Here is a 12402-nt window from a genome sequence, read left to right on the forward strand (position 1 = left end):
CGTACGCCCCCGGCGCGGGGATGCGCGCGGGAGCTGCGCGGGGGGTCCGCCATAGACTGGTGCGCTGCCCGTCGTTCATCCCGCCCGAGAGGCCCGTGCCCGCTCATGAAGCTCGTCTTCGCCGGTACCCCCGAGGTCGCCGTTCCCGCCCTGGACGCCCTGCTCGCCTCCGGGCGGCACGAGGTGGCCGCCGTCGTCACACGGCCGGACGCACCGGCCGGGCGGGGGCGCAGGCTGGTCGCCTCACCGGTGGCCGAGCGGGCCGAGGAGGCCGGGATCGAGGTGCTGAAGCCCGCCAAGCCGAGGGACCCGGAGTTCCTGGAGCGGCTGCGGCAGATCGCGCCGGACTGCTGTCCCGTCGTCGCCTACGGCGCCCTGCTGCCCCGGGTGGCCCTCGACATCCCCGCCCACGGCTGGGTCAACCTGCACTTCTCGCTGCTGCCCGCCTGGCGTGGCGCGGCGCCGGTGCAGCACGCCGTCATGGCGGGCGACGAGATCACGGGAGCGTCCACCTTCCTCATCGAGGAAGGGCTCGACTCCGGGCCCGTCTACGGCACGGTGACCGAGACCGTCCGGCCCACCGACACCAGCGGCGACCTGCTGACCCGGCTCGCGTTCGCCGGGGCCGGGCTGCTGGCCGCGACCATGGACGGCATCGCCGACGGCTCCCTGAAGGCCGTACCGCAGCCCGCCGACGGCGTCACCCTCGCCCCGAAGATCACCGTCGAGGACGCCCGCGTCGACTGGACCACCCCCGCCCTGCGCGTCGACCGTGTGGTGCGCGGCTGCACCCCCGCGCCCGGTGCCTGGACCACCTTCCGCGGTGAGCGGCTCAAGCTCATCCAGGTCGCCCTGGCTCCCGACCGCACCGAACTCGCCCCGGGCCAGCTCTCGGTGGGCAAGAACCACGTCCACGTCGGCTCCGGCTCGTACGCCGTGGAGCTGCTGTGGGTGCAGGCGCAGGGCAAGAAGCCGATGCGGGCGGCGGACTGGGCGCGCGGGGTGCGCATCGCCGACGGGGAGACGCTCGGCGCGTGAGCTTGCGGGAGCCGCACCGGCGTACGCTGGGTGCACACCGTATACAGAAATTCCGGAGCACCTTTTCGTGAGCGACACCTCCCGGCGGCCCCGCAAACCCGGCAAGCCCTACCGTCGGCCCCAGAAGGATCCCGTCCGCCTCCTTGCCTTCGAGGCGCTGCGCGCGGTGGACGAGCGGGACGCCTACGCCAACCTCGTGCTGCCGCCGCTGCTGCGCAAGGCGCGTGAGCAGGGCGACTTCGACGGGCGGGACGCGGCGCTCGCCACCGAGCTGGTGTACGGGACGCTGCGGCGGCAGGGGACGTACGACGCCGTGATCGCGGCGTGTGTGGACCGCCCGCTGCGCGAGGTCGATCCGCCGGTGCTGGATGTGCTCAGCCTCGGCGCGCATCAACTGCTCGGCACCCGGATTCCCAGTCATGCCGCCGTGTCCGCCTCCGTGGAGCTGGCCCGCGTGGTGCTCGGCGACGGGCGGGCCAAGTTCGTCAACGCCGTGCTGCGCAAGGTGGCCCAGCACGATCTGGACGGCTGGCTGGAGCGGGTCGCGCCGCCCTACGACGACGACCCTGAGGACCATCTCGCCGTCGTGCACTCGCACCCGCGCTGGGTCGTCTCCGCGCTGTGGGACTCGCTCGGCGGCGGGCGGGCCGGGATCGAGGAGTTGCTCGCCGCCGACAACGAGCGGCCCGAGGTGACCCTCGTCGCCCGGCCCGGGCGGGCCACGGCCGAGGAACTGCTCCGGGAGGACGCCGCCGAGCCCGGCCGCTGGTCGCCGTATGCCGTGCGGCTGACCGAGGGTGGCGAGCCCGGGGCCGTGGACGCCGTGCGCGAGGGGCGGGCGGGGGTGCAGGACGAGGGCAGTCAGCTTGTCGCGCTCGCGCTGGCGGGGGCTCCGCTGGAGGGGCGGGACGAGAGGTGGCTCGACGGGTGTGCCGGGCCCGGCGGGAAGGCGGCGCTGCTCGCCGCGCTGGCCGCCGAGCGGGGGGCCACTCTGCTGGCCTCCGAGAAGCAGCCCCACCGGGCCGGGCTCGTGGCCAACGCGCTGCGTGGCAACCCGGGGCCCTATCAGGTCATCGCCGCCGACGGGACGCGGCCGCCGTGGCGGCCCGGGAGCTTCGACCGGGTGCTGATGGACGTGCCGTGCACCGGGCTTGGCGCGCTGCGGCGGCGGCCCGAGGCGCGGTGGCGGCGCCGCCCTGAGGATCTCGACGGCTTCGCGCCGCTTCAGCGGGGGCTGCTGCGGAGTGCGCTGGAGTCGGTGCGGGTGGGGGGTGTGGTGGGGTACGCCACGTGCTCGCCGCATCTCGCGGAGACACGGGCGGTGGTCGCGGATGTGCTGAAGCAGTTCCCGGAGACGGAGCTGGTGGATGCGCGGCCGTTGTTGCCGGGGGTGCCTGACCTGGGTGAAGGGCCGGATGTGCAGTTGTGGCCGCATGTGCATGGCACGGACGCGATGTATCTGGCGGTCATCCGTCGGGTGGGGTGACGTCCGGGTGGGCCTCGCCCCCGCCGCCCCTACCCGTCCCGTCCCTGGGGGCCGCCGCCCCCAGGCCCCCGCTCCGGCCCCGAAGGGGCCTCGTCCTCAAGCGCCGGACGGGCGGATCCTGCCTCGGCGCGGCTCAAGGGGTGCGGCCACCACACCTTCCCGCCCACGTCCAGGAACAGCGCCGTCACCAGTACCGACCGCACGATGAAGGTGTCGAGGAGTACCCCCAGGGCCACGGCGAAGCCGATCTCGGCGAAGGCGACCATGGGGAGCGTGCCGAGGGCGGCGAAGGTGCCCGCGAGGACGAGGCCCGCGGAGGTGATGACCGCGCCGGTGGCGGCGAGGCCGGTGACGACGCCCGGGCGGGTGCCCTGGCGGGCTGCCTCCTCGCGGATGCGGGTGGTCAGGAAGATGTTGTAGTCGATGCCCAGGGCGACCAGGAAGACGAAGACGAACAGCGGGAAGTCGGTCGTCTCGCCCGCGTAGTCGAAGAGGTACCGGAAGGCCAGCGCGCTGATGCCGAGGGCGGCGGCGAAGGACAGGATCACCGTGCCGATCAGCAGCAGCGGGGCGATCAGGGCGCGGAGCAGGGCGCAGAGGATCAGCAGCACCACGATCAGCACCAGCGGGATGATCAGGATGTTGTCGTGGGTGGTCGCCTCGTCCATGTCCAGCAGGGCCGCCGTACCACCGCCCACCAGGGCATCGGCGTCGGGCACCACGTGCACGGCGTCCCGGACCCGCTCCACGGTCTGCTTCGCGGCGTCGCTGTCGGCGGGGTCGGACATGGTCGCCTCGAACAGCACCCGGCCCTCGTGCACGGTCTTCGAGCCGGGGGCCGGACCCAGCGACTCCGGTACGACGCCCGGAGTCTCGGCCACCGCCCGGCCCACCTGCTCGGCCTGTGGCTGGTTGGCCACGATGACGAGCGGATCGCCGCTGCCCGCCGGGAAGTAGCGTGCCGAGACCTGCTGGCCGACGATCGAGTCCGGCTCGCCGGTGAAGGCGTCGGCGTTGCTGATGCCCTCGGCGCGCAGCTGGATCAGGCCCAGCGAGCAGATCGCCAGGACCCCCGCGGTCACGGCCCACACCATGCGCGGGCGGCGGGCGATACGGCGGCCGGTGCGGGCCCAGACGCCGCGTTCGGTGGGGTCGGGGGTGCCGAGGTGCGGGACCACCGGCCAGAAGATCCAGCGGCCGAAGACCACCAGCAGGGCCGGGAACAGGGTCAGCATCGCCAGCAGGGCGACGGCGACACCGATGGCGGCGACCGGGCCGAGGCCGCTGGTCGAGTTCATCTCGGCGACCATCAGCACCAGCATGCTCAGGACCACCGTCGCGCTGGACGCGATCACCGCCGGGCCCGCGCGGTGCAGGGCGAGGGCCATCGCCTCGTGCCGGTCCTCGTGGCGGCGCAGCTCCTCGCGGTAGCGGGCCACCAGCAGCAGCGCGTAGTCGGTGCCCGCGCCGAAGACCAGGACCAGCAGGATGCCCGCGCTCTGCCCGTTGACGGTGAGCCCGCCGTGCTCGGCGAGCAGGTACACCAGCGCCTGGGCGGTGAACAGCGCGCCGATCACCGACACCAGCGGCACCAGCAACAGCGTGGGACTGCGGTAGGTGAGCAGCAGCATCACGATGACGACGGTCATCGCGGCGAACAGCAGTGTCGAGTCGATGCCCTCGAAGGCCTCGGAGAAGTCGGCGGAGGTGCCGCCGGGACCGGTGATGTGCACGGCGAGTCCGCCGGTGCTCTCGCCGACGTCCTCGCGGATCGAGTCGACGGCGGGGGAGATGCGCTCCCAGCCCTTCTCGTCCATCGTGATCGGCACGAAGACCTGGGCCGCCCGGGGATCGGTCTCCCGGTCGAAGACCGGGCCGCGCGTCTCGGCGCCCCGGATGCCGTGGTCGCGCAGCTCCTTCAGCTCCCGCACGTCCTCGGCGATCCGCGCCCGGTCCTCGGTGGTCAGCCCGCTGTCACGGGCGTACACGACGACGGCCGGGATCTGCTCGGGCCTGAAGTCCTCGGAGATCTCTAGAACCTGGGTGGACTCCGCCGACCTGGGCAGCCACGACTGCGCGTCATTGTCCTGCGCGTCGGTCAGCTTCTGAGCGAACGGCGCGGCGACGACCAACACCACCAGCCAGAGCACGAGAACGAGCCACTTGGCCCGCCGTCCGCAGACCAGATGCCCTATCCCCCGGCCACTCGTCATACCCACCTCCACGCCAACGCCCCTCAGGGGCGCGGGGAACTGCGCGACCAGCCACCTCCGGCCCGCGGCCGAAACACAACCCTAGGCCCCACCACCCCACCCCCACAGCCCAGCGCCGCGACATGGCAGGCTTGGGGCATGGCCCCGCAGATCAACCCCAGCATCCTCTCCGCCGACTTCGCCCGCCTCGCGGACGAGGCCAGGGCGGTGCAGGGAGCCGACTGGCTCCATGTCGACGTCATGGACAACCATTTCGTCCCGAACCTCACCCTCGGCGTGCCGGTCGTAGAGTCGCTCGCCCGTGCGACGGACACCCCGCTGGACTGCCATCTGATGATCGAGGCCCCCGATCGGTGGGCGCCCCAGTACGTCGAGGCGGGTGCCGGGTCCGTCACCTTCCATGTCGAGGCCTCCGCCGCGCCGGTGCGGCTCGCCCGGGAAATCCGGGCCAAGGGTGCCCGCGCCGCCATGGCGCTGCGGCCCGCGACGCCCATCGAGCCGTACGAGGACCTGCTTCCCGAACTCGACATGTTGCTGATCATGACGGTTGAGCCGGGCTTCGGGGGACAGGCGTTCCTCGACATCATGCTCCCGAAGATCCGGCGGACCCGCGAGTTGATCAGTAAGCACGGGCTCCAGCTGTGGCTCCAGGTGGACGGTGGGGTTTCGGCCAGCACCATCGAGCGGTGCGCGGAGGCGGGTGCCGATGTCTTCGTGGCCGGATCCGCGGTCTACGGGGCCGATGACCCGGCCGAGGCGGTACGTGCACTGCGCACCCAGGCGGAGACGGCGACCGCCGCCGCGTCCTGGGCATGCGGCCACTGAGCCACGGGAACGTGAACGGCTCTCATCAGGGCTGATCGACCGCGCCACATCTGCGAGGATGAACGGCGAATCCAGAGTGTGAACAGCAGTGAGGAGATCGCCGTGTCGGGTATGTCGGCGGGCCGGTCAGCCATGCGGATGGGACCCGCTGAGCTGGTGCAGGCGGCGGCCATGGCCCGCCGCTTCTACCTCGAGGGCAAGTCCAAGATCCAGATCGCGGAGGAGTTCGGCGTCAGCCGCTTCAAGGTGGCCCGGGTCCTGGAGACCGCCCTCGAACGGGATCTCGTGAGAATCGAGATCCGAGTCCCCGCCGAACTGGACGCCGACCGCTCCGACGCGCTGCGCGCCCGGTACGGCCTCAGACACGCCGTCGTGGTGGAGTCCCCGGCCGACGCCGAGGAGACCCCGGACCCGGAGAACCTCGGTGAGGTGGCCGCCGACCTGCTCGGCGAACTCGTGAACGAGGGCGATGTGCTGGGCCTGGCCTGGGGCCGCTCCACCATCCACATGGCCGCGGCCCTGGACCGGCTGCCGCCGTGCACGGTGGTGCAGCTGACGGGCGTGTACGACGCCGGGACCGCCGAGCGCGGCTCGGTGGAGGCCGTGCGCCGCGCCGCCCAGGTGTCCGGCGGTGACGCCCACCCCATCTACGCGCCGATGCTGCTGCCCGACGAGGCCACCGCCGCCGCGCTGCGCCACCAGACCGGGATCGCGCGGGCCTTCGAGTACTTCGACAAGGTCACGGTGGCCTGTGTCTCCATCGGCTCCTGGGAGCCGGGCATCTCCACGGTGCACGACATGCTCAGCGACGAGGAGCGGGCGCACTACGCCTCGCTCGGTGTCGCCGCCGAGATGTCCGCGCACCTCTTCGACTCCGAGGGGCGCCGGGTCGGACGGGACCTGGGGGAGCGGTGCATCACGGTCAAGGCCGACCAGCTCCGCCGTATCCCCGAAGTGGTGGCGATCGCGGGCGGGCAGCGCAAGGCCGCCGCGATCGACGCGGTGCTGCGGTCGGGGCTCGTCACCAGTCTGGTGACGGACACCTCCGCCGCGGACTACCTGATGGCGGCCGGTCCGACGCCACGGCCCGCGCTGAACCGGGCCGACCCCGACGGACCCTGACGGCGGCACTCGGGAGGGGGCGGCCCCGCGGTACCGGCGGCCGTCCGCTCCCCCGACCCTGGTGCGAGGCGGTGCCCGGATGACCGAGCGTGTGATCACACTGGACCTCGACGGCGTGCGGGACAAGGCGGGCCTGATGGACCGCTGCGCCCGCGACCTGCGGCTGCCGGACTACTTCGGACACAACTGGGACGCGCTGTCGGACGTCCTGTCCGACCCGGCGCTGTGGCCCGAGGGCGGCGCCGGGGCGCGCCCCCTGGTCGTCGTCCGGGACTGGCGGCGGTACGCCGAGGCGCGGCCCGACGAGTGGGAGACCGCCGTCGACGTGTTCACGGGCGCCTCCGCCGTGACCGTCGCGCTCGCTCTTGGAGCATCCTCCTAGGACACCCCCCGTAGCCTGGAGGAACGGACCGTGCACCGCTTTCCGGACGCCATGGGACAATGAAGTACGTGCTCTTTCCCCCGGCTGACCTGTCCGGGGGCCACTTCTGATCGACTGGGATGTGCAGCACGTGCGTTTCCTCAACGACATCCAGCCCTCGTACGACCTGACGTACGACGACGTCTTCATGGTGCCGAGCCGGTCCGCCGTCGGCTCGCGCCAGGGCGTGGACCTCAGCTCCCCGGACGGCACGGGCACCACCATCCCGCTCGTGGTCGCCAACATGACCGCCATCGCGGGCCGCCGGATGGCCGAGACGATGGCCCGGCGCGGCGGCCTCGTGGTCATCCCGCAGGACATCCCGATCGACGTCGTCACCGATGTCGTCTCCTGGGTCAAGAGCCGTCACCTGGTGCTGGACACCCCGATCGTGCTGGCCCCGCACCAGACGGTCGCCGACGCGCTGGGCCTGCTTCCCAAGCGCGCGCACGACGCCGGTGTCGTCGTGGACGAGGAGGGCAGGCCGATCGGCGTGGTCACCGACGCCGACCTCAGCGGGGTCGACCGCTTCACCCAGCTCGAGGTCGTCATGTCCAAGGACCTGCTCCTCCTGGACGCCGACATCGACCCGCGCGAGGCCTTCAACACCCTCGACCACCACAACCGCCGCTACGCCCCGGCCGTGGACGCCGACGGCAAGCTGGCCGGGATCCTGACCCGCAAGGGCGCCCTGCGCGCCACCCTGTACACCCCGGCCGTCGACGCACGGGGCAGGCTGCGGATCGCCGCCGCCGTCGGGATCAACGGCGATGTGGCGGGCAAGGCCAAGCAGTTGCTCGACGCGGGCGTGGACACGCTCGTCATCGACACCGCGCACGGCCACCAGGAGTCGATGATCACCGCCGTCAGGGTGGTGCGCGCCCTCGACCCGCGGGTGCCGATCGTCGCGGGCAACATCGTCTCCGCCGAGGGCGTGCGCGACCTGGTCGAGGCGGGCGCCGACATCATCAAGGTCGGCGTCGGACCGGGCGCCATGTGCACCACCCGCATGATGACCGGCGTCGGACGGCCCCAGTTCTCCGCCGTCCTGGAGTGCGCCGCCGAGGCGAGGAAATACGGCAAGCACGTGTGGGCCGACGGCGGCGTCCGGCACCCGCGCGACGTGGCGATGGCGCTGGCGGCCGGTGCCTCCAACGTGATGGTCGGCTCCTGGTTCGCCGGGACGTACGAGTCGCCGGGCGACCTCCAGCAGGACGCCAGCGGGCGCTACTACAAGGAGTCCTTCGGCATGGCCTCCGCGCGCGCCGTGCGCAACCGCACCAGCGAGGAGTCCGCCTACGACCGCGCCCGCAAGGCGCTGTTCGAGGAGGGCATCTCCACCTCCCGGATGTTCCTGGACCCGACCCGCCCCGGAGTCGAGGACCTGATCGACTCGATCATCGCGGGCGTCCGCTCCTCCTGCACCTACGCCGGTGCCGCCTCCCTGGAGGAGTTCGCCGAGAAGGCCGTCGTCGGCATCCAGAGCGCCGCGGGCTACGCCGAGGGCAAGCCGCTGCACGCCAGCTGGAACTGACCCGCACACCCCCTTCGCACGGCCCCTGTCGTCCCGTACGGCAGGGGCCGTCGGCGTTCCCGGAACCGGTCCGCGCGAAGGCCCGTGCGCAACGCTTGTGAACCGCCGTGCAACGATCGTCCGCCGTGCCCGGTTCAACGCAACGATCTTGCGGAGATGCGCAAGGTTGCTGCATTACGACTGCGATGTCCGGCCCATAGGCTCCTGCGCTGTACGTGACGTGGCGGGGACCCCGCTCGGTGGGTTCCCGCGGTCGTGGGGACGCCGCCGGTCCCCGTCACCCAGACCGGCAGCGATGAAGGAGCCACCGCGTGCTCGACCAAGGCGCACCCCCGCGCACCAGCAGGACGACCACCCCGCCGTCCCCGGGCGGACTCGCGAGCCTGATGCGCCGCAAGCCCGTGGAACGCCTGGTCGCGGAGGGCGGCCAGGGTGAGGGAGGCTCGCTGCGGCGGTCCCTCGGGCTGTGGCAGCTGACCATGATCAGCATCGGGGCGACCCTCGGCACGGGAATCTTCGTGGTCCTCGGCGACGCCGTCCCCGAGGCCGGGCCCGCGGTCACCCTGGCCTTCGTCATCGCCGGACTCACGGCGCTGTTCTCGGCCCTGTCCTACGCCGAGCTGGCGGGCAGCATCCCGGTCGCGGGTTCCTCGTACTCGTACGCGTACGCAACGATGGGCGAACTCGTCGCCTGGGTGTGCGGCTGGTGTCTGGTGCTGGAGTACGGCGTGTCGGTGGCCGCCGTCGCGGTCGGCTGGGGCGAGTACCTCAACGAGTTGCTGGACGGCACGATCGGCGTCACCATCCCCGCGCTGCTGTCCTCCGCGCCCGGCGAGGGCGGCATCGTCAACCTGCCCGCGCTGCTGGTCGTGATGCTGGCCATGGTGTTCCTGCTCGGCGGCGTGCGCGAGTCCGCCCGGGCCAACACGATCATGGTCGCGGTGAAGATCGCCGCGCTGGTGCTGTTCTGCGCGGTGGGCTTCCTGGGCTTCAAGTCCGGCAACTACGCCGACTTCATGCCGCTCGGCATGGCGGGCGTGAGCGCCGCGGGCGCCACCCTGTTCTTCTCCTACATCGGCTTCGACGCCGCCTCCACCGCCGGTGAGGAGGCGAGGAACCCCAAGCGGGACCTGCCGCGGGCGATCATGCTCTCGCTGATCATCGTCACCGCGCTGTACGTGCTCGTCGCCGCGGTCGCCGTCGGCGCCTGGCACTGGACCAAGTTCGAGGGCTCCCAGGCCTCCCTCGCCGCGATCATGAACGATGTCAGCGGCCAGACCTTCTGGGGCACGCTGCTCGCACTCGGCGCGGTCATCTCCATCGCGAGCGTGGTCCTCACCGTGCTGTTCGGCCAGACCCGCATCCTGTTCGCGATGTCCCGTGACGGGCTGATGCCGAAGGCGTTCGGCAAGGTGCACGCCAGGACCGGCGCGCCCCGCCTCAACACGGTGATCGTGTCCCTGTTCTGCGGTGTGCTCGCCGCGCTGATCCCGCTGGGCAAGCTCGTCGACGCCACCAGCATCGGCACGCTGTTCGCGTTCGCCCTGGTCAACATCGCGGTCGTGGTGCTGCGCTATCGGCGGCCGGAGCTGGAGCGCACGTTCCGGGTGCCGTTCGGCCCGGTGCTGCCGGTCCTGGGCTTCCTGTTCTGCGCGTACAACATGTTCAGCCTCGACTCGGTGACCTGGGTGGTCTTCGGTTTCTGGATGGCCGCGGGTCTCGTGTTCTACTTCCTGTACGGCTACCGCCGCTCCCGTCTCGCCACAGCCGAAGTGAAGTGAACCACCCGCAGTGCTGAACGATCTCGACGAACGCATCGTGCACGCCCTCGCCGAGGACGCCCGCCGCTCCTACGCGGACATCGGGCAGCTCGTCGGCCTGTCCGCGCCCGCTGTGAAACGGCGCGTGGACCGGCTGCGCGCCACCGGGGCGATCACCGGGTTCACCGTACGGGTGGACCCGGCCGCCCTCGGCTGGGAGACCGAGGGGTTCGTCGAGATCTACTGCCGCTCCAACACCTCCCCGGAGACCATCCAACGGGGCCTGGAGCGCTACCAGGAGGTCGTCGCCGCGTCCACCGTCACCGGGGACGCGGACGCCGTCGCCCAGGTCTTCGCCTCCGACATGCGGCACTTCGAGCGGGTCCTGGAGCGGATCGCGGGGGAGCCGTTCGTGGAGCGGACCAAGTCCGTGCTGGTGCTGTCGCCGCTGCTGCGCCGGTTCTCCTCGGGCTCACCCACCTGACCGGTGCCGCTGCGCCCGCTCGCGCACCCCGGCCAGCAGCCGCCGCATGCCGAACGCGTGCCCGCCCGTGCCGATGACCAGCCGCCGGTACAGGCGCCCGCCCGTGCCGGGAAAGGCGGCCCGGGTCTCGGCGCGCAGCAGGGTGTGCGCCGGGCCCGCCCCGTCGAGCCGCAGGACCAGGGCGTAGAGGGAGAACCGGTGGCGGCCTACGAGGGCCAGTTCCCGGCCCCGTTCCGCCGTCACCACCCGGAACCCGGGAATCGTCGAGCCCTCCGCGAGGGGCCGTGGCCCGGACGCCGTGCGGTCGGCGCACCCGACCAGCCGGGCGTAGCGCCCGCCTGCGAAGGAGGCGTCCAAGGCCTCGCTCAGGGCGCGCCAGACGGTGTCGGCGTCCGCGGCGACGAGGGTGGTGTGCTCGTCGACGTACGGCAGGGCCTCGACGTTCATGCGTGTCCCCCCGCGTCCACCGTGTTCCTGGCCAGGGCGTTGTTCCCGATGGAGTTGTGCACGCTGAAGCTCACGGCGTCCGAGCGGTACCGGTCGTCCGACCACTCCACGGGCCGCCCCTCGTGGGTCGTGGTCACCCGGCGTACCCGCAGCAGCGGACTCGTGCGGCGTACGCCGAGCAGTTCCGCGTCCAGGACACCGGCCGCCACCGCGTCGATGACGTGCTCCCCGTAGGCGAAGACCAGACCGGTGTCGTCGTAGAGCCGCTGGGTGACGGACGGGCAGTCCGGGTCGATCGCGGCGACCGCGGGGGAGACCCAGTCCGCGTACACCGTCCGCTCCAGCAGTACCGGCTCCCCGTCCAGGCCCCGCACCCGCAGCACATGCAGCACCGGTGTGCCCGCGGGCAGTTGGAGGCGTACGGCGTCCTGCGTGGTGGCCGCACGGTAGGCCTGCGTGACCACGCGCCCGGTCGCCTCGCGGCCCATCGCCCGCGCCCACCGGGCGAAGCTGCGCAGCTCGGTGAAGCTCTGACCGCGGCGGCTGGCCAGCACCACGCGCCGGGCACCCTGACGTGAGCCGATGAGCCCCTCGGCGGTGAGCGCCGCCACCGCCTGCCGGACGGTGCCGCGCGAGACGCCGTAGCGGGCGGCGAGTTCCGTCTCCGGGGGCAGCAGGCTGCCGACGGTGTACTCCTCGCGGTCGATCGCGCGGCGCAGTGCGTCGGCGATCTCCTCGTGTCGCGCCGCCATGCTTCCCCTCTGAGTCGGTCGCTGTGCACAGCGTGATCAGCGTAATCGACTTCGCCCGGCGATCCGGGCCTCCCCGGACTGTGCAGGGAATGGGGGTCCGTGGTTGGGCGGATGTTCACGGCGGTGTCACCGGGCGCGGGCGTACTTGGGTCGACTTGTTCAGACAAGTTGCCGTGCCTCGCTCTGACCCGGACGAGATCGACGCCGTCCCCCCCGCAAGGGACAGGACCCCGCCCCCGACGAGCCGCGCGTGACGACCCGGAACCTGTGGCACGGCTGGCGCAGACGCGCGCCACCTTGCCGCGTATCGCGGCCGGGCG

General features: G+C 72.3%; 11 protein-coding genes. 8 read left to right on the forward strand and 3 right to left on the reverse strand.

Annotation, left to right across the window (positions count from 1 at the left end):
* Positions 1-105: 105 nt before the first annotated feature.
* Positions 106-1038, forward strand: a complete 933-nt coding sequence (gene fmt, locus ACFVQG_RS23690; protein ID WP_383386768.1) for a methionyl-tRNA formyltransferase — start codon at positions 106-108, stop codon at positions 1036-1038.
* Between the two features lie 67 nt (positions 1039-1105).
* Positions 1106-2524, forward strand: coding sequence for an RsmB/NOP family class I SAM-dependent RNA methyltransferase (locus ACFVQG_RS23695; RefSeq protein ID WP_383386771.1), 1419 nt, complete (start codon positions 1106-1108; stop codon positions 2522-2524).
* Between the two features lie 29 nt (positions 2525-2553).
* Here the strand turns inward: ACFVQG_RS23695 and ACFVQG_RS23700 are convergent, their stop codons facing one another.
* Positions 2554-4737 (reverse strand): MMPL family transporter, encoded by a 2184-nt coding sequence (locus ACFVQG_RS23700; protein WP_383386773.1) that lies wholly within the window; start codon positions 4735-4737, stop codon positions 2554-2556.
* A 138-nt stretch (positions 4738-4875) separates the two neighbouring features.
* Between ACFVQG_RS23700 and rpe the strand changes: the two genes are divergently transcribed.
* The 6 genes from rpe (at position 4876) to ACFVQG_RS23730 (ending at position 10883) form a co-directional block, all read left to right on the forward strand.
* Positions 4876-5562, forward strand: coding sequence for a ribulose-phosphate 3-epimerase (gene rpe, locus ACFVQG_RS23705; protein ID WP_383386776.1), 687 nt, complete (start codon positions 4876-4878; stop codon positions 5560-5562).
* Positions 5563-5640: 78 nt separating this feature from the next.
* Complete coding sequence (locus ACFVQG_RS23710; protein ID WP_383386778.1) at positions 5641-6684, forward strand: sugar-binding transcriptional regulator; 1044 nt, start codon at positions 5641-5643, stop codon at positions 6682-6684.
* A 79-nt stretch (positions 6685-6763) separates the two neighbouring features.
* Positions 6764-7066, forward strand: a complete 303-nt coding sequence (locus ACFVQG_RS23715) for a barstar family protein (protein ID WP_383386783.1) — start codon at positions 6764-6766, stop codon at positions 7064-7066.
* Positions 7067-7196: 130 nt separating this feature from the next.
* The gene (locus ACFVQG_RS23720; RefSeq protein ID WP_383387085.1) at positions 7197-8639 is read left to right on the forward strand and encodes a GuaB1 family IMP dehydrogenase-related protein; all 1443 of its coding nucleotides are present in this window, start codon (positions 7197-7199) and stop codon (positions 8637-8639) included.
* Positions 8640-8950: 311 nt separating this feature from the next.
* Complete coding sequence (locus tag ACFVQG_RS23725) at positions 8951-10420, forward strand: amino acid permease (RefSeq protein WP_383386786.1); 1470 nt, start codon at positions 8951-8953, stop codon at positions 10418-10420.
* A 10-nt stretch (positions 10421-10430) separates the two neighbouring features.
* On the forward strand, positions 10431-10883 hold the full coding sequence (locus ACFVQG_RS23730) for an Lrp/AsnC family transcriptional regulator (RefSeq protein ID WP_033275118.1): 453 nt from the start codon (positions 10431-10433) through the stop codon (positions 10881-10883).
* On the opposite strand, the gene ACFVQG_RS23735 is transcribed toward ACFVQG_RS23730, so the two are convergent.
* Entirely contained in the window at positions 10872-11330 is a 459-nt protein-coding gene (locus ACFVQG_RS23735; protein WP_383386790.1) for a hypothetical protein, read from the reverse strand. The genes ACFVQG_RS23730 and ACFVQG_RS23735 overlap by 12 nt on opposite strands.
* The gene (locus ACFVQG_RS23740; protein ID WP_383386793.1) at positions 11327-12082 is read right to left on the reverse strand and encodes a GntR family transcriptional regulator; all 756 of its coding nucleotides are present in this window, start codon (positions 12080-12082) and stop codon (positions 11327-11329) included. The genes ACFVQG_RS23735 and ACFVQG_RS23740 overlap by 4 nt, the downstream gene beginning before the upstream one ends.
* Between the last annotated feature and the right edge of the window lie 320 nt (positions 12083-12402).

The sequence above is a fragment of the Streptomyces sp. NPDC057877 genome (genome assembly GCF_042796855.1).
GTDB lineage: Bacteria > Actinomycetota > Actinomycetes > Streptomycetales > Streptomycetaceae > Streptomyces.